Annotated in this window: 16 protein-coding genes; 9 read left to right on the forward strand and 7 right to left on the reverse strand. The window is 69.1% G+C overall.

The genetic code is table 11. The features are described 5' to 3' along the window. Positions 1 to 38: 38 nt before the first annotated feature. Genes H0523_RS11735 through H0523_RS11760 form a run of 6 tightly spaced genes read right to left on the reverse strand, consistent with a single transcriptional unit; the run spans position 39 to position 7,260 of the window. The gene (locus tag H0523_RS11735) at positions 39 to 1,040 is read right to left on the reverse strand and encodes a siderophore ABC transporter substrate-binding protein (RefSeq protein ID WP_054428876.1); all 1,002 of its coding nucleotides are present in this window, start codon (positions 1,038 to 1,040) and stop codon (positions 39 to 41) included. Continuing rightward, on the reverse strand, positions 1,037 to 1,813 hold the full coding sequence (locus H0523_RS11740) for an iron ABC transporter ATP-binding protein (RefSeq protein ID WP_054428877.1): 777 nt from the start codon (positions 1,811 to 1,813) through the stop codon (positions 1,037 to 1,039). Before H0523_RS11740 ends, H0523_RS11735 begins: the two co-directional genes overlap by 4 nt. Beyond that, positions 1,810 to 2,757, reverse strand: coding sequence for an iron chelate uptake ABC transporter family permease subunit (locus H0523_RS11745; RefSeq protein ID WP_054429253.1), 948 nt, complete (start codon positions 2,755 to 2,757; stop codon positions 1,810 to 1,812). The genes H0523_RS11740 and H0523_RS11745 overlap by 4 nt, the downstream gene beginning before the upstream one ends. Next, positions 2,757 to 3,698 carry an ABC transporter permease gene (locus H0523_RS11750; RefSeq protein ID WP_054428878.1) on the reverse strand — a complete coding sequence of 314 codons (942 nt, stop codon included), beginning with the start codon at positions 3,696 to 3,698 and terminating at the stop codon, positions 2,757 to 2,759. Before H0523_RS11750 ends, H0523_RS11745 begins: the two co-directional genes overlap by 1 nt. Beyond that, a complete protein-coding gene (locus H0523_RS11755) occupies positions 3,698 to 5,467 on the reverse strand; it encodes an ABC transporter ATP-binding protein (protein ID WP_054428879.1) in 1,770 nt (589 codons plus the stop codon). The genes H0523_RS11750 and H0523_RS11755 overlap by 1 nt, the downstream gene beginning before the upstream one ends. After that, positions 5,461 to 7,260, reverse strand: coding sequence for an ABC transporter ATP-binding protein (locus H0523_RS11760; protein ID WP_054428880.1), 1,800 nt, complete (start codon positions 7,258 to 7,260; stop codon positions 5,461 to 5,463). Before H0523_RS11760 ends, H0523_RS11755 begins: the two co-directional genes overlap by 7 nt. A gap of 140 nt (positions 7,261 to 7,400) precedes the next feature. Between H0523_RS11760 and H0523_RS11765 the strand changes: the two genes are divergently transcribed. Continuing rightward, positions 7,401 to 8,021, forward strand: coding sequence for a TetR/AcrR family transcriptional regulator (locus H0523_RS11765; protein WP_054428881.1), 621 nt, complete (start codon positions 7,401 to 7,403; stop codon positions 8,019 to 8,021). A gap of 13 nt (positions 8,022 to 8,034) precedes the next feature. On the opposite strand, the gene H0523_RS11770 is transcribed toward H0523_RS11765, so the two are convergent. Continuing rightward, the gene (locus tag H0523_RS11770; RefSeq protein ID WP_054428882.1) at positions 8,035 to 8,979 is read right to left on the reverse strand and encodes a LysR family transcriptional regulator; all 945 of its coding nucleotides are present in this window, start codon (positions 8,977 to 8,979) and stop codon (positions 8,035 to 8,037) included. A 135-nt stretch (positions 8,980 to 9,114) separates the two neighbouring features. Here H0523_RS11770 and H0523_RS11775 point away from each other — a divergent pair, with 135 nt between their 5' ends. From H0523_RS11775 to H0523_RS11810, 8 genes are all read left to right on the forward strand, one after another. Then, on the forward strand, positions 9,115 to 9,969 hold the full coding sequence (locus H0523_RS11775; protein WP_054428883.1) for an oxidoreductase: 855 nt from the start codon (positions 9,115 to 9,117) through the stop codon (positions 9,967 to 9,969). A gap of 147 nt (positions 9,970 to 10,116) precedes the next feature. Continuing rightward, on the forward strand, positions 10,117 to 10,725 hold the full coding sequence (locus tag H0523_RS11780; protein WP_054428884.1) for a TetR/AcrR family transcriptional regulator: 609 nt from the start codon (positions 10,117 to 10,119) through the stop codon (positions 10,723 to 10,725). Continuing rightward, positions 10,722 to 11,942 (forward strand): multidrug effflux MFS transporter, encoded by a 1,221-nt coding sequence (locus tag H0523_RS11785; protein WP_054428885.1) that lies wholly within the window; start codon positions 10,722 to 10,724, stop codon positions 11,940 to 11,942. The genes H0523_RS11780 and H0523_RS11785 overlap by 4 nt, the downstream gene beginning before the upstream one ends. Before the next feature lie 67 nt (positions 11,943 to 12,009). Next, entirely contained in the window at positions 12,010 to 12,684 is a 675-nt protein-coding gene (locus H0523_RS11790) for a lysozyme inhibitor LprI family protein (RefSeq protein ID WP_054428886.1), read from the forward strand. Positions 12,685 to 12,713: 29 nt separating this feature from the next. Continuing rightward, entirely contained in the window at positions 12,714 to 13,121 is a 408-nt protein-coding gene (locus tag H0523_RS11795; protein WP_054428887.1) for a VOC family protein, read from the forward strand. A 135-nt stretch (positions 13,122 to 13,256) separates the two neighbouring features. Then, the gene (locus H0523_RS11800; RefSeq protein WP_054428888.1) at positions 13,257 to 13,808 is read left to right on the forward strand and encodes a carboxymuconolactone decarboxylase family protein; all 552 of its coding nucleotides are present in this window, start codon (positions 13,257 to 13,259) and stop codon (positions 13,806 to 13,808) included. Positions 13,809 to 13,819: 11 nt separating this feature from the next. Continuing rightward, on the forward strand, positions 13,820 to 14,614 hold the full coding sequence (locus tag H0523_RS11805; protein ID WP_054428889.1) for an ABC transporter ATP-binding protein: 795 nt from the start codon (positions 13,820 to 13,822) through the stop codon (positions 14,612 to 14,614). Next, positions 14,611 to 15,438, forward strand: a complete 828-nt coding sequence (locus H0523_RS11810) for an ABC transporter permease (protein WP_054428890.1) — start codon at positions 14,611 to 14,613, stop codon at positions 15,436 to 15,438. The genes H0523_RS11805 and H0523_RS11810 overlap by 4 nt, the downstream gene beginning before the upstream one ends. Positions 15,439 to 15,443: the final 5 nt, after the last annotated feature.

A 15,443-nucleotide genomic window follows, 5' to 3' on the forward strand; every position in this document is an offset into this window, starting at 1 on the left:
CAATAAAATCCGGGGCGCCGAAGCGCCGGCCGCTCGAGTCAGTCGCGGTAGCCCTGCATCACGTCGTCGATCACGATGCGCAGCGAATTCACGCTGGCGGCGGTGACGTACCAAGCCTCGGCATCGGCAAAGACCACGCGGCCGTTCTTCCAGGCGGGCGTCTGGCGCAGCAGGGGGTTGCCCAGCGTCTCGGCGTTCAGGACCGGCCGGCGTTCCATCACGGCGGTGCGGTCCACCACGTAGATGACATCGGGATTGGCCTGCTGGATGAACTCGCTCGAGATCGGCTGGCCATGCAGGCCGGCCTCGCCGCCCGGGCCGGCCGGTTTCACGCCCAGCGCATTGAAGACGAAGCCGTAGCGGGACTGCGTGCCGAAAGACGTGAAGGCGCCGTTGTTGTGCAGCACGATCAGCGCCTTCTCGGGACGGTCCTGGATCAAGCGCCTGGCTTGCTGCACCTTCTCGTCCAGCGCCGCCGCCTGCTGGCGCGCCAGGTCTTCCTTCTCGAAGATCCGCCCGAGCGTCATCAGGTGGTCCTTGATGACCTCGATGTGATTGACCTGGCTGTCGCGGTAATCCACGTCGAAATGGATCGTCGGCGCGATCTGGCTCAGTTCCTTGTAGTGGTTGGCCTGCAGCGACGTGATCAGGATCAGGTCCGGCTTGGCCGCGTGCACCCGCTCCAGGTTCGGCTGCACGATCGCGCCCATATCGCGCACGTCCGGCGCGTCCTTGTATTGCGCCAGGAAGTGCGGCACGAAATCCTTCGGCATGCCGGCCACGGGCACCCCCAGCAGGTCCAGGAAATCGACCTCGTTCATGTCCAGCGCCACCACGCGCTGCGGCCGCTTGTCGATGACGGTGGTGCCGAGCTTGTGCTGCACCGTGACGGCCGCATAGGCCGGTTGCGCGGCGGCGCTGGGCGCATCGGGCGCACGCGCGGCCTGGGGCGGATCCGCCGCCTCCCGGCCGCAGCCCTGCACCGCGATCGTGGCGGCCGCCAGCAGGGCCAGCGCCCAGGATCTGTGCTTGAAGGTCATGTCAATTCTCCCGATGGGTTGAAGTAGTTGCACAGGCGTCCGCGCGCGCCGTGCGTGATCTCGAAATCCAGCCCATACAGTTCCCGCAAGCGGTCCTCGGTCACGACCTGCCGCACCGTGCCGGCGCAATGCACCGCGCCATCCTTCATGGCGACGATGTGGTCGGAGTAGCTGGCCGCGAAGTTGATGTCGTGCACCACCAGGATGACGGTGCGGCCGTGCGTGTCGCACAGGCGGCGCAACGCCCGCATGATCTGCACGGCGTGTTTGATGTCCAGGTTGTTCAGCGGCTCGTCGAGCAGCAGATAGTCGGTCTGCTGGGCGATGGTCATGGCCAGGAACGCCATCTGCCGCTGGCCGCCGCTCAACTCGTCGAGATAGGCCTGCCGCAGCGGCCCCAGCGACAGGAACGCGATGGCCTCGTCGATCACCCCCCGGTCCTGCGGCGTCAGCGCGCCGCGGCTGTAGGGGAAGCGCCCGAACGCCACCAGTTCTTCCACCGTCAGGCGCAGGTTGAAATCGGGCGACTGACGCAGCGTGGCGACGCGCTTGGCGTAGTCGCCGATGCGAATACCCGACACGTCGCGGCCGTCGATCAGGATGTCGCCACGGGTCGGCTCCAGCAGCCGCGCCATCATCATCAGCAAGGTTGTCTTGCCGGCGCCGTTGGGGCCGATCAGCGAGGTCAGCCGCCCCGCCGGAAACTGCGCGCTGACGTCGGACAGCACCGCCCGCGCGCCATAGTGTTTGGAAAGATGCTTGACGGTAATCATGCAGTGCCCCGCGCCCGCGCCATCAGTGCCAGGAACCAGGCGCCGCACACCAGGTTGACCAGGATGCCGACGGTGGTCCGATAGTTGAAAAGATGCTCGACCGCCAACTGGGCCAGCAGGAACAGGCCGATCGCGATGGCGCAGCCGGTGGGCAGGGTGACCCGGTGGCGACGCGTGCGCGCCAGCGCATAGGCCATGTTGGCGACGAAGATGCCCATGAACGCCGTGGGTCCCAGCAGGCTGGTCGATACCGCGACCAGCGTGGCGATCAGCGCCAGATGCCGCCGCACCTGGCGCTGATAATCCACGCCCAGCGACATCGCCTGATCGCGTCCGAGCGACATCACATCCAGCGTCGGCAAGGTCTTCAGGCCGGCCAGGCACACGCCCGCCACCAGCAGGCCCGACACCAGCAACTGCGCCGGTTCGGTCTTGTTGAACGACGCCTGGGAGAACCCCAGCAGGATCGAGAACTCGCCGGGGCTGGTCTTGAGCTGCACGAACTGCGTGAAGGTGCCGATCACCATCGTCAGCACCAACCCCACCAGCAGCAGGAAATAGACGTTCTGCCGGCCCTGGCGGAACAATCCGCGATGGATCAGCCACGAATAGCCCAGCATCACCGCCACGGACAGGAAGAAATTGCCGTTCGCCCCCAGCAGCACCAGGCTCTGCGCCCCCAGCGCCAGCACCAGCAGCGATTGCAGCAACAGGTAGACCGCCTCGTAGCCCATGATGGCCGGCGTCAGGATGCGGTTGCCCGTCAGCGTCTGGAACACGATCGACGACCAGGCGATGGCCACGCCGCCGATCAGCATGGCCGCCAGCCGCGCGAGCCGCTTGGGGATGACGTAGTCGAAATCGAAGCCGGCGCCCAGGAACAGGAACGCCAGCGCCAGGGCGATGACGAGCAGCCAGGCCAGTTGCCGTGGAGCCCGGCGCATCATCGGTGCTTCCAGAAGATCAGCGCCAGGAACAGGAGGCCGCCCAGCCCGCCCGCGGTCAGGCCGATCGGCACCTCGAACGGGTGGATCAACAGGCGGCCAAGCACGTCGCAGGCCAGCAGCAACGACGCGCCGCCCAGCGCCACCACCGGCAGGGTGCGGCTCAGGTTGTCGCCGTAATGCAGCGCCACCAGATTCGGCACCACCAGGCCGACGAAGGGAATCGCGCCGACCGTGATGACCGTGGCGGACACCGTCACGGCCACCAGCATCAGCCCCAGCGCCACGGTGGCGCCATAGTTCAGCCCCAGGCTCGACGCCACGCCCTCGCCCATGCCCAGCACGGTGAAACGGTGCGCGTACAGATACGTCAACGCGACGATCGGCAGGATCAGGTAGATGATTTCGTAGTTCCCCTGCACGATCCGGGAGAAATCGCCCAGCATCCAGCCCTGCATGCTCTGCAGGATGTTGTGGCGATAGGCATGGAACTCGGCCAGCGCGCTCAGCACGCCGCCGTACATCAGGCCGATCACCGGCACCAGCACGGTGTTCTTGAACTTCACGCGGCGCACGATCGCCACGAAGAGCAGGCTGGCGGCCAGGCAGAACGCCAGCGCGAACAGCATCCGCACGGTCGCGCCGGCGGCGGGCGCCAGCGTCAGCGACACCAGGATGCCGAACTTGGCGGCGTCCAGCCCGCCCGAGGTGGCGGGTTCGACGAACTTGTTGCGCACCACGTGCTGCAGGATCACGCCGCAGACCGACAGCCCCACGCCCGTCAGCACCAGCGCCGCCAGGCGCGGCAGCCGGCTCGCCGTCAGCGTCAGCCAGGCGTCGCCCGACAGCGACAACACCTGCGACCATGCCATCTGCCGCGCGCCCACCAGCAGCGACGCGCCGCACAGCACGATGAACACGCCGATCAACCCCGCACGCATCAGCCGCCCGCCTCGTCCGGCGCCGCGGCGGCGATGCGCCAGCCCTTGGCGGCCCGACGCTGCGCCAGGAATCGCGCATAGCGCCCCTGGCTCGCGCGCAGCAGCGTGGGCGACCCCTGTTCGACAATGCGGCCCGCTTCCAGCACCACGACCTGGTCGGCCATCGCCACCGTGGAGAGCTGATGGGCAATCACCACCAGCGTGCAGCGGCCGCGCAACCGCGCCAGCGCCTCGGTGACGACGATCTGGTTCTCGGCATCCAGCGCCGCGGTCGCCTCGTCCACCAGCAGGATCGGGGCGGCGCTGATCAAGGCGCGGGCAATGGCGACGCGCTGGCGTTCGCCGCCGGACAGGCGCGCGCCGCCCTCGCCCACCGCCGTGTCCAGGCCTTGCGGCAGCCGTTCGGCAATCGCCGCCACGCCTGCCTGCCGCGCGGCATCCATGACCTCGGCGTCGCTGGCGTCCGGCTTGCCGACGCGGATGTTGTCGGCGATGCTGCCCGAAAACAGATAGTTGTCCTGGAAGATCTGGCGGATCTGGCCGGCCAGGCGCGCGCTGGCGATCTGCCTCACATCGACGCCGCCGACGCTGACGCTGCCCGCGGTCGCGTCGAAAAAGCGGGCGATCAGCCGCGCCAGTGTGGTCTTGCCGGAACCGGACTCGCCGATCAGGGCGACCATGCTGCCCGGCGCGATGCGCAGCGTCACGCCGCGCAATACGTCCGCTTCCTCCGGCGCGTAGCGGAAGTCCACCTCGCGCAGTTCGATCGCGCCATCGCGCGGCGCCTGCGGCGTCCCGGGCTCCGGCAGCGGCTGCACCGCGAACAGCGCCGCGATGGCATCGAGCTGGCCGCGCGCGCCGCGCAGCACTTCGCCATAGCCCGCCACTTCCAGCAGCGCGTCGACGTAGCGGGCCGCCAGCACCAGCGAGACAATGACCGCCGCGGCCGCGCCGGGCGCCAGCGGGCCGCCCGCGAGATCGTTGGCCCACCACACCGCCGCCATCAGCATGGCGGCGAATGCCGCCTGCGCGGCCCAGGCATTCAGGACGGCCGACCCCGCCGACAACCAGATCAACCGCGCGCCGGCCTGGCGCTGGCGTTCGACCGCCTGCTCCAGCAAGCGCAGGCCACCGCCGTCGCCATTGAACGCGCGCAGCACGGACTGCGCCTGGGCGAACTCCACCACGCGCTGGCTGGCATCGGCAAAGCTGCGATGGAACGCGTCGTCCGCCCGCCGCGACATGGCGGCCGTCAATGCCAGGACGCCGGCCAGCAGCGGCAGCGCCAGCAGCGCGATCACGCCCAGCAGCCAGTGCTGCGCGAACAGCGCCACCACCAGCACCATCGGCGTCACGATCCCGGTGAGCACCGGCGTGAACACGTGCGCGGGAAGCTGGGCCACCGCCATCATGCCCTGCGTGACCACATGCCCCAGACGCGCCGTGTTCGCCGGCGTGAACCATCCGACCGGCAACCGCGCCACGTGCTCGCCCAGGCGATGGCGGCCGCTTTGCAGGATGGCCACGCCCACGCGCACGCCGGCCCGCTCCACCTGGCGCCGCAACAGCCAGCAAACCGCCACCTCGGCCGCGAGCAGCGCCAGCCAAGGCGCCATCCGCCGCACGTCGCCGTCGAGCAGATGGATCAGCACCGGCGCCAGCGAGGCGATGGCCACCCCGCACAGCACGCCATAGGCGATGGCCATCCCGGCATAGCGCCGCAGCACGGACGCCTCCTTGCCCAGCAACAGCAGGAACGTCTTCAGCATGACGCCCCCGCCTGTTCCGCCGCCACGTCGTAGCCGCCCAGCGCCCACAGCCGGGCATAGCGGCCGCCCTGCGCCAGCAGCGCGTCGTGCCGGCCCTGCTCGACGATGGCGCCGTCCTCCAGAACCAGAATGCGGTCGGCGTGCATCACCGTATCCAGCCGATGGGCGATCACCATCAGCGTGCGCCCTTGCGCGAAACGCGACAGCGCCTCCTGGATCGCCACCTCGTTGCCGGCATCGGCCGCCGCCGTGGCCTCGTCGCACACCAGCACCGGCGCGTCGAGCAACACGGCGCGCGCGATGCTCACGCGCTGGCGTTCGCCACCCGACAGTTGGGCGTCCTCGCCGACCACCGAGTCGTAGCCGCGCGGCAGCGCCAGGATGCGTTCATGGATGTTGGCGGCGCGCGCGGCGGCCTCGACCTCCTGGCGGCTGGCCGCCGGCCGACCCAGCGCGATGTTGTCGTGGATGCTGGCGTGGATCAGGCGCACTTCCTGCAACACGAAGCCGATGCGCCGGTAGAGCTGCGTGGTCTCGATGTGCCGCAGGTCCACCCCGCCCAACGTGATGCGCCCCTCGGCCGGATCGAAGAACCGCAGCAACAGCCGCGCCAGCGTGGACTTGCCCGCGCCCGACGTGCCGACGACGGCCGTAACGGTGCCGGGTTGCAGCGTGAAACTGATGTTCGACAACGCCGGGCGCGCCTCGCCGTAGGCATAGCCGACATTCTCGAAGCGCACCTCGTGGCCGGCCGGCGTCTCGCGCCGGCCGCTCCCGGGCGCTGCCAGCACCGGTGTCCGCAGCAGCGCCAGCACGCGCTGCGCGGCGGCCGTGGCGCTGCCCAGGTCGTGCAGCAGCGTATGCAGCAGCAGCACCGGCGCGCAGATGCCCGGCGCCACCAGCGCGAACGGCAACACGTCCACCGGCGCGATCCAGCCCAGGCCGACGAACACGGCGCCGCTGGCCAGCACCCCCCCCAGCACCGTGACCGGAGCGATCATGGCGTGCGCATGGGCCATCGCCGCCACCAGCGGACGCGTGAAGCGGCGGAAGGCCTCGGCGAGTCCATCCACGGCCTCGTGGTAGCCGCGATGCGCCTTGCCATCGACGCCGAACGCCTTGACCACCGGCATCCCGCCGACGAACTCGACGGTCGCGCCGTTCAGGCGCTCGAGCCGGGTGACGAAGGTCTGCATCTCGGCGCCGCCGGCCTTCATGGCGCGGCGCAGGAACAGGAAGAACCCCGGAAATGGCAGCAACGCCGCCAGCGCCATGCGCCAGTCCAGCGCGAACAGGTAGATGACCGACAGCCCGATGGCGCCCGCCGCGCGGCCCACCGCCGTGTAGAAATGCGCGGTCAGGCTGTGCAGCGTGGCGATGTCATCCTGCATCGCCTGCTTGACCTCGCCCGACGCGCGGCCGGTGAACCAGCCCAGCGGCGCCTGCGCCAGCCGCCGCGCCACGGCCAGGCGCAGGTGATGCGTGATGCGGTTGTCGGCCAGATGCGCGGTCAGCTCGCCGGCGGACACCAGCGCCATGCCGGCGAACAGGCAAGCCACGCTGGCGCCCGCCACCCACCAGAGTTCGGCCCGCCGCGACGCCTGGGCGGCATCCGCCGCATCGAGGCCGGCCAGCAGCAGCTGGGCGATGTGCGCGATACCCGCCAGCGGCGCCAGCGTCAGCATGGCGCCCACCGAGGCCAGCGCCGCCGCGGCGATCAGTTGCCCGCGGATCGGGGACAACACTTGCCTGAGCGGGCCAGGTGTGGCCGCGGCGACTGCGGACGTGCTCATGAAATCGGACTACCCAGATGTTGGTGATAATTATTTGCATGACTATAAACTAAATATTGAATTAGTTGCATTGCAATAAACTAAATAATCGTGCGCGGGTTAAAGTGACGGATAGCCGCCGCCACCACCAAGGACCAGACATGAACCCGCCAGAGCGCCGTCCGGCGCGGGGCCGCCCGCCCACCATCACCCTGGAGCGGATCGCCGACGCCGGCATAGCGATGGGCTTGCCCAACCTCACCTTCGTCGGCGTCGCCGCCGCGCTGGGCGTCAGCCACATGGCGCTCTACAAGCACGTGCCGAGCCTGGAGGCGCTCAAGCGCCTGATCGCCGAGGAGATCTTCAAGCGCTGGCAGATCCCGCAAGCCAGCGGCAACGACCGCGGCGGGCTGAAGGAATACCTGACCGTGTTCACCGCGTCGGTGCGCGAGTTCGTCAAGGCGCATCCGGGCGTGACGCCCTACGTGATCCGGCGGCTGGCGGCCACGCCGTCAATGATCGCCAAGATCGAGGGGCACCAGCGCCACATCGCCCATGCCTACGGCATTTCAAGGGAACAGGCGCGCATGCTGCTGGCGACCGTGGCGTTCCATTGCATGGCGGTGGCCGACACGGTGTATTCGGTAGCCGGCCTGGAACCGGTGGTCGAGGCGGCGCGCGCCGCCGAAGAGGCCGAGATGGAAGCGGAACTCGATCAGGGCATGCAGGCGCTGATCATCGGCGTGCTGGCGGTGTTGGAAAGCGAGACGCCGCGGACCTGACGCGGCGGGGCTGTCACGGCCCGCTTCGTCCTTGCTCCAGCTCGCCAGGCTCCAGGAAGAACTGGCGGTTCCCTTCCAGCCGCCCGACGATGAAGTCCACGAACGTGCGCACGCGCAGCGGCTGCTCGGTGCGGCGGCCGTAGTACAGGTAGATGCCCTCGAGATAGACCACGTGCCGCAGCAGCAGCGGCACCAGCCGGCCGGCGCGGATGTGCGGCACGGCGCTGAAGCTGCCCAGCTGGCCAATGGCCTCGCCCGCCAGCACGGTCTGGGCCTCGGCGTCGATATCGTTCATGCACAGCGCCGGCGTGATCTCGCGGTAGACCTGCTCGCCGTCGACCTGGAATGCCCACGGCGCGAGCTTGCCGGTGTTGGCGTGGATGTATCCGGTGCAGCGATGCCGCGCCAGATCGTCGATATCCGCGGGCGCGCCGTGGCGCGCCAGGTAGTCGGGCGACGCGCAGATCAGCAGCTGGATCGGCACCAGCCGCCGCGCCACGGTGCCCGCCGCCGGCAGCGAGCCGCCGCGAAAACCCACGTCGGCCCGGTCGGTGACCAGATCGGTGAAGCGGTCATCGAAATGCACATCGAGCTGCACGCCGGGATATTCGCGCGCGAACGCCAGCACGTGCTGCCACAGCATGCAGTGGATCAGCGCCCGCGGCGCGCTGATGCGCAGCGGGCCGTTGATCTCGTCGCCCGCGCGCCGCGCATCCGCCAGCGCGTCCGACAGCAGCCCCAGAGCCGGACTGGCATTGTCGAGCAGCCGCTGTCCCGCCTCGGTCAGGCTCAGCTTGCGCGTGGTCCGGCGCAGCAGCTGCACGCCCAGCGCTTTCTCCAGCTGCATCACCGCGTGGCTCGCCGCCTGCGGCGAAATGCCCTGGTCCACCGCCGCCTTGCGCAGGCTGCCCAGCATGGCGGTGCGCACGAAGATGGTCAGGGCGCGGACTTCATTCATGGCGGGTCTCCCGGCCGGCCGGGGCGGCCAATTGGCAAATAAAAGTTGTTTATCATTCTATTGAATAGCCGCTATTCGGAACACCCACGGCTCTCTACCATGCGTTTCACCCCATCCCCCTGACAGGAGAAACGCATGAACACCCCGACGAATTTCAAGAAAGTCTGGTTCATCACCGGCGCCTCGCGCGGCCTGGGCGCGCTGATCGCCAAGGCCGCCCTGGCCGACGGCAATGCCGTGGTCGCCGCCGGCCGCGATACCGCCGCCATCATCGAACGCCTGGGCCAGTCGCCCAGCCTGCTGCCGGTCGCGCTGGACGTGACCCGCCCCGAGCAGGCCCAGGCGGCGGTCGCCGCCGCGCTGGACGCCTTCGGCCGCATCGACGTGCTGGTCAACAACGCCGGCTTCGGCCTGCTGGGCGCGGTCGAGGAATCCAGCGACGCTGACGTGCGCCGCATGTACGACACCAACGTCTTCGGCCTGCTCAACGTGACCCGCGCGGTGCTGCCGGCCATGCGCGCGCGCCGCGCCGGCCATGTCATCAACATCTCGTCCATCGGCGGCTTCCGCTCGGGCGCCGGCTTCGGCGCGTACTGCTCGACCAAGTTCGCCGTCGAGGGGTTGACCGAGGCCCTGCGCGACGAGCTGGCGCCGCTGGGCATCCACGCCACCGTGGTCGAGCCCGGCTACTTCCGCACCGACTTCCTGGATGCCACCTCGCTGGTGGTCGCGCCGGGCGAGATCGCCGACTACGCGGCCACGTCGGGCCAGGTGCGCCAGAAGGCCGTGCACCTGAACCATCAGCAGCCCGGCGACCCCGTCAAATTGGCTGCGGCCATGGTCGAATTGGCCAACGCCGCCGAACCGCCGCTGCGCCTGCCGCTGGGCAGCGACACCCTGGCGGCCATCGCCGACAAGCAGGCCTACGTGGCCCGCGAGACGCAGGCCTGGGAAGCGCTGGCGCGCTCGACCGATTTCGCCGCGGGCTGAATCCGCCGCGCCTGCCCCCCTGCCGCGTGCCGCGTGTCAGGCACTAGACTACCGACCGGTAGTTAGTTTAAAGTCCGCCCACCTGAAGGCCGGCCATCAACGGCGCCCGCCCCCGGCCTTCAGCGGATCGACCAGGACTTCCCCGCCATGACACGCACCCCTTCCGTCCAGCGCATCCTCGACGCCGCGCTCGGCCACTTCGCCAACCAGGGCTACGATGGCGCATCGCTCGCCGATATCGCCGACACCGTCGGCATCCGCAAGGCCTCGCTCTATACGCATTTCGCCAGCAAGGACGCCCTGTACCGCGAGATCTTCACCGACGCGCTGGCGCTGGAAATGCAGCTGGCGCGGGACTGCTTCGACGCCGAGGCCGGCAACGCCCTGCCCGGCTCCGCCTATTGCGCCCATCTGGTCGGGCGCCATGGCGACTCCCTGCACCTGCGCTTCCTGCTGCGCGCCAGCTACGTCCCGCCCGAGACGCTCGAGACCGCCATCACCGCCGACTACGAAACCTATCTGGCGCAGTTGCGCGCGGACTTCGACGCCCGGCTGCGCGCCTGGGTCGGCAAGCGCGCCCGTCTGTCGAAGGCGGCCGCGGCGCGCTACGCCGAGGCCTACCTGGGCATGATCGATGCCGTGCAGGTCAAGCTGGTCTACACCAATGCCGATCAGGCGGGGCAGCGGCTGGCCGCCATGCAACGCCTGCAGGCCGACGCCCTGGCGCACGCCATCGGGCCGGAGCGCGCGGCATGAGCGGCGCCGCCACGACCCAACGCGGCGGCCTGATCGGCGCCGGCCTGATCCTGCTGCTGGCGCTGCTGACCGCGCTCGACGCCATGGCGATCGACATGTACCTGCCGGGCATGCCCGCCATCGCCGAGGACTTCGGCGTATCGGCCGGACGCATCCAGCAGACGCTTTCCGTATTCCTGGCGGGGCTGGCCATCGGCCAGGCCCTGTACGGCCCGCTGCTGGACCGCTACGGCCGCCGCCTGCCGCTGCTGGCCGGCGTGGCCATCTTCGTCGCGGGCTCGGTGATGGCGGCCCTCGCGTCGACGGTGGAATGGCTGCTGGCCGCCCGCTTCGTGCAGGCGCTGGGCGCGGCGGCGGGCCTGGTGACGCCGCGCGCCATCGTCGCCGACCTGTGCGGCGTGACCGAGTCGGCGCGCATCTTCTCGCTCTTGATGCAGGTCATGATGATCGCCCCCATCGCCGCGCCGATCCTGGGCGGCAGCCTGCTCGCGCATGGCGGCTGGCGCGGCATCTTCTGGGTGTTGGCGGGCCTGGGCGCGGCCGGACTGGCGTGGGGCTGGCGCGCGCTGCCCGACTCGCTGCCGGCCGAGCGCCGCGCGCCGCTGCATGCCGGCGCCATCCTGCGCGCCTATGGCCGGCAGCTGCGGCATCCGGCCTTCATGGCCTATACGCTGGCCGGCGGCTTCATCCTGGGGTCGCTGTTCAACTACATCAGCGCGTCGGCCTTCGTGTTCACCGGCCACTTCGGGCTGAGCGCCACGCAGTTCAGCTATCTGTTCGCCGGCAACTCGGTGGCGCTGGTGCTGGGCGGCATGATCAGCAACCGGCTGCTTGACCAAAGACGCTCCGCCGCTGCCATCCTGCTGGCGGGCATCGCGGCACACGCGCTGGCGGGGCTGGTCCTGTTCCTGCTGGCGCGGGCCGGCCAGGCGTCGTTCGCCGTGTACGCGGGCCTGCTGGCCGTCGCCGTCGGCGCGCTCGGGCTGGTCTTCGGCAACCTCACCGCCCTGACCATGAGCCACGCCGGCAAGCAGGCGGGCGTGGCGTCGGCGCTGATGGGCACGCTGCACTACCTGATGTCGGCCGCCATCGGCTACTCCGTCAGCCTGGCGCCGCAAGGGCCCGCGCTGCTGCCGCTGGCGATCTGCGCCTGCGGCGCGCTGGCCGCGGGCCTGTGCATGATCGCCATGGCGTCGGCCAAATCGCAGCACCGGTAAACTGAGCCGGCTTCCCGGCGCCAACGATGCCGGCCGAACGTTCACGCAATCCGGAGAGCTTCATTCCATGATCCGTCATCTGGTCTCTGCCGCAGCCCTCGCCGTGGCAGGCAGCGCCACCGCAGCCAGCCCCTCCTTCAACTGCGCCAAAGCCACCACCCCCGTCGAAAAATCCCTATGCGCCAACTCGGCGCTGGCAGACCAGGACGCGGCCATCGCGCAGCAATACAAAGCGGTGCGCGGCAAGCTCGACGCCGAGGCCGCCAAGTCGCTGACCAACGACCAGCGCTACTTCCTGGCGGTGCGCGACCAGATCTATGCCGACCCCTACTCCGGCAGCACGCCGGCCAAGGCGATCGGCGCCAGCATGCGGTCCCGCCTGGCGTTCCTGAAGGCCATCAACCCGCAGCCACCCGCCGGCTTCGTCGGCAAGTGGAAGAACATCGAAGGCGAAATCGAGATCAAGCAGGGCGCCGATGGCCAGTTGTTCGTGGAAGCCAACTCGGCCCAGCCCTACAACGGCCGCTGGGTCTGCGACCTGAGCGGCAAGGGGGTCGTCTCCGGCGACAGCCTGCACGTCACCTACCAGGATGGCCCGCCCTGGGTGCTGTCGCTGACGCGCCGCGGCGCGGTGCTGGCGGCCCGCGAGATACCGCCCCCCGGCGTCAAGCAGGACGGCTTCGGCCCGCCCTTCTGCGGCATGAACGGCAGCCTGGGCGAGGACTGGTTCGCGGTGCGCTGACCAACGACAACACGCAAGGAGCACGCATCATGTTCAGTCATATCACCGTCGGCGTCAGCGACCTGGCGCGCGCCTCGGACTTCTACGACGCCATCCTCGAGCCGCTCGGCCTGCGCCAGCGGCCGGTCACGCCGGACGGCGGTCCCGCATCGCGCTGCTGGATCGTTCCCGGCGCGACATTGCCGCGCTTCTATGCCTATGCGCCGTTCAACGGGCAACCCCCGAGCGCCGGCAACGGCAGCATGGTGGCTTTCCTCGCACCCGACGCACAGGCAGTGGACCGCGCCCATGCCGCCGGCCTGGCCGCGGGCGGCGCGGATGAGGGAGCTCCCGGTCCCCGGCCGCATTACGGCGACGGCTACTACGGCGCCTATCTGCGCGACCCCGACGGCAACAAGATCCATCTCGTGTATCGCGGGGATCTTCCCCGGCGTTGAGGTATCACATATCGCGATAACGGAGTTCATATGACCGCCGCGGCCGCGGCGGTTATATGAATATGGGACATATGTATTTCTCCCGGCGCGCCGCGCTGGCTAGGATGCAGGCGTCAGTCAATCACCGTATCCATCGTGTCCCGCCTTTCTCCCCCGGATCCGAGCAAGCTCGATCCCGACACCGCCGCCCTCTACCAACAGCTGCTCAAAGACTACGGCCCCTACGCCAACATGCTTGGCGCGTTCCTGCCGCGGCCGCCGGCGCTCAGGCATCTGTTCTCCTATCTCGTCGCGTCCAAGAAGGATGGCCTGATTTCGCCGCGCCATCTCGAAATCGCCTTGCTGGCCGCCTCCAAGGCGCATGCCTGCCACTACTGCGTGGCGCTGCATGAACCCAAGCTGGCGTCGCAGGGCATTTCGCAGGAGGCCATCGACCGCCTGCTGGAACCGCAGGTGCCGGGCCTGGACGACCATGATCTGGCCGTGCGCGACTACGCCGTGGCGGTGACGCTGGACGCCGCGCGCATCAGCGACGAACTGCGCGCCCGCGTCAGCCGCTATTACGACGAAGCCGGCGTGGTCGAATTGACGATCCGCATCGCGCTGTGCAGTTTCTTCAAGCGATTCAACGAAGCCCTGGAAGTGCCGGCCGAAGACGTGGTGGCTTTCGAACTGTCGTCCACCTGAGCGGGTCCCGCATGTCGAGCGTTTCCGTTCCCAAGCTGCAGGTCCGCGGCATCAGCAAGCATTTCCATGGCGACCAGGGCAGCGTGCAGGTGCTGGACGACATCAGCCTGGAGGCCGCCAGCGGCGAATTCGTCAGCATCATCGGCCCCTCGGGCTGCGGCAAATCCACCCTGTTCAACATCCTCACCGGCCTGCTGGAGCCCGACAGCGGCAGCATCGCGCTCGATGGCAAGCCGGTGGCCGACCTGCGCGGCCGCGTCGGCTACATGCTGCAGCGCGACCTGCTGATGCCCTGGCGCACGGTGCTGGACAACGTGATCGTCGGGCTGGAAGTGCGCGGCACGCCGCGCGCCGAATCGGTCGAGCGCGCCCGCGAATACCTGCACACCTTCGGCCTGCTGCAGTTCCAGGACAGCTACCCCAAGGCCCTGTCGGGCGGCATGCGGCAGCGCGTGGCGCTGGCCCGCACGCTGCTGCCCGATCCCGACGTGCTGCTGCTGGACGAACCCTTCTCCGCCCTGGACTACCAGACGCGCCTGTTCCTGGAAACCATGCTCGCCGACACGGCGCGCAGGCAGGGCAAGACCGTGGTGCTGGTGACGCACGACATCGACGAAGCCATCGCGCTGTCGCAACGCATCTTCGTCCTGAGCGCCCGGCCCGGCCGCCTCAAGCGCGTCCATGACATCGCGCTGGGCGCGCAGGCATCGCCGCTGGCGGCGCGGCGCGATCCGCGCTTCTCTTCCTATTTCGACACCCTCTGCCAGGAACTGGACATCCAGACCGGGCAGGCGGAGGCCGCATGAGCACCACCCTGTCCACGCCCGCGCCCGCCGCGCCGCGTCCGCGCCGCTTGCGCCCGCCCGTGCTGGTCGCCCAGCTCGCCATCCTGGTCATCCTGTTCGGCAGCTGGGAACTGGGCGTGCGCGCGGGCTACATCAACGGCTTCCTGTTCGGCTCGCCGGCCGGCGTGGTGGACGCCGCCTGGAAGCTGATCCGCTCCGGCGAACTGGCCGAACATGCGGCCTACACGCTGTGGGCGTCGGCCCTGGGCTTCGTGGTCGGCACCGCCCTGGGGACCGTGCCCGGCCTGTCGCTGTGGTATTCGCCCTACGCCGCCAAGGTAGTGGAGCCGATCCTGGTGGCCATCAACAGCGTTCCCAAGATCGCCTTCGCCCCGCTGGTCATCCTGTGGTTCGGCACCGGCGTCATCTCCAAGGTGGCGCTGTCGATCTCGCTGACCGCCATCGTCGCGCTGCTGGCCGCCTTCCAGGCCGCCAAGGACACCGACCCGGACATCCAGCGCATGATGGTGTCGCTGGGCGCCACCAAGGGCCAGGTGTTCGGCAAGGTGGTGGTGCCCGCCGCCCTGCCCTACATCATCAGCACCTTCCGCATCAATATCGGCTTCGCGCTGGTCGGCACCGTGGTGGGCGAATTCATTTCGTCCAAGTACGGCATCGGCCACGTCATCTTCGTGGCTTCGTCGCTGTATGACCTGAACACGGTCTGGGTCGGCATCTTCACGCTCATGCTGCTGGGCTTCGTGCTCTACGCCGGCGTGGACATCGCCGAGAAACGACTGCTGCGCTGGAAAGACCAGACCTACGCCACCCAATTCAAACTCTGATCCCG

Source organism: Achromobacter insuavis, assembly GCF_902859645.1.
Lineage (GTDB): Bacteria > Pseudomonadota > Gammaproteobacteria > Burkholderiales > Burkholderiaceae_B > Achromobacter > Achromobacter insuavis.

What these genes read in the sequence shown, in the direction of transcription:
- H0523_RS11810 (WP_054428890.1), top strand. Translation starts at nt 14,611, where the DNA reads ATGAGCACCACCCTGTCCACGCCCGCGCCCGCCGCGCCGCGTCCGCGC.
- H0523_RS11790 (WP_054428886.1), top strand. Translation starts at nt 12,010, where the DNA reads ATGATCCGTCATCTGGTCTCTGCCGCAGCCCTCGCCGTGGCAGGCAGC.
- H0523_RS11795 (WP_054428887.1), top strand. Translation starts at nt 12,714, where the DNA reads ATGTTCAGTCATATCACCGTCGGCGTCAGCGACCTGGCGCGCGCCTCG.
- H0523_RS11775 (WP_054428883.1), top strand. Translation starts at nt 9,115, where the DNA reads ATGAACACCCCGACGAATTTCAAGAAAGTCTGGTTCATCACCGGCGCC.
- H0523_RS11745 (WP_054429253.1), bottom strand. Translation starts at nt 2,757, where the DNA reads ATGCGCCGGGCTCCACGGCAACTGGCCTGGCTGCTCGTCATCGCCCTG.
- H0523_RS11765 (WP_054428881.1), top strand. Translation starts at nt 7,401, where the DNA reads ATGAACCCGCCAGAGCGCCGTCCGGCGCGGGGCCGCCCGCCCACCATC.
- H0523_RS11735 (WP_054428876.1), bottom strand. Translation starts at nt 1,040, where the DNA reads ATGACCTTCAAGCACAGATCCTGGGCGCTGGCCCTGCTGGCGGCCGCC.
- H0523_RS11805 (WP_054428889.1), top strand. Translation starts at nt 13,820, where the DNA reads ATGTCGAGCGTTTCCGTTCCCAAGCTGCAGGTCCGCGGCATCAGCAAG.
- H0523_RS11770 (WP_054428882.1), bottom strand. Translation starts at nt 8,979, where the DNA reads ATGAATGAAGTCCGCGCCCTGACCATCTTCGTGCGCACCGCCATGCTG.
- H0523_RS11785 (WP_054428885.1), top strand. Translation starts at nt 10,722, where the DNA reads ATGAGCGGCGCCGCCACGACCCAACGCGGCGGCCTGATCGGCGCCGGC.
- H0523_RS11755 (WP_054428879.1), bottom strand. Translation starts at nt 5,467, where the DNA reads ATGCTGAAGACGTTCCTGCTGTTGCTGGGCAAGGAGGCGTCCGTGCTG.
- H0523_RS11750 (WP_054428878.1), bottom strand. Translation starts at nt 3,698, where the DNA reads ATGCGTGCGGGGTTGATCGGCGTGTTCATCGTGCTGTGCGGCGCGTCG.
- H0523_RS11760 (WP_054428880.1), bottom strand. Translation starts at nt 7,260, where the DNA reads ATGAGCACGTCCGCAGTCGCCGCGGCCACACCTGGCCCGCTCAGGCAA.
- H0523_RS11740 (WP_054428877.1), bottom strand. Translation starts at nt 1,813, where the DNA reads ATGATTACCGTCAAGCATCTTTCCAAACACTATGGCGCGCGGGCGGTG.
- H0523_RS11780 (WP_054428884.1), top strand. Translation starts at nt 10,117, where the DNA reads ATGACACGCACCCCTTCCGTCCAGCGCATCCTCGACGCCGCGCTCGGC.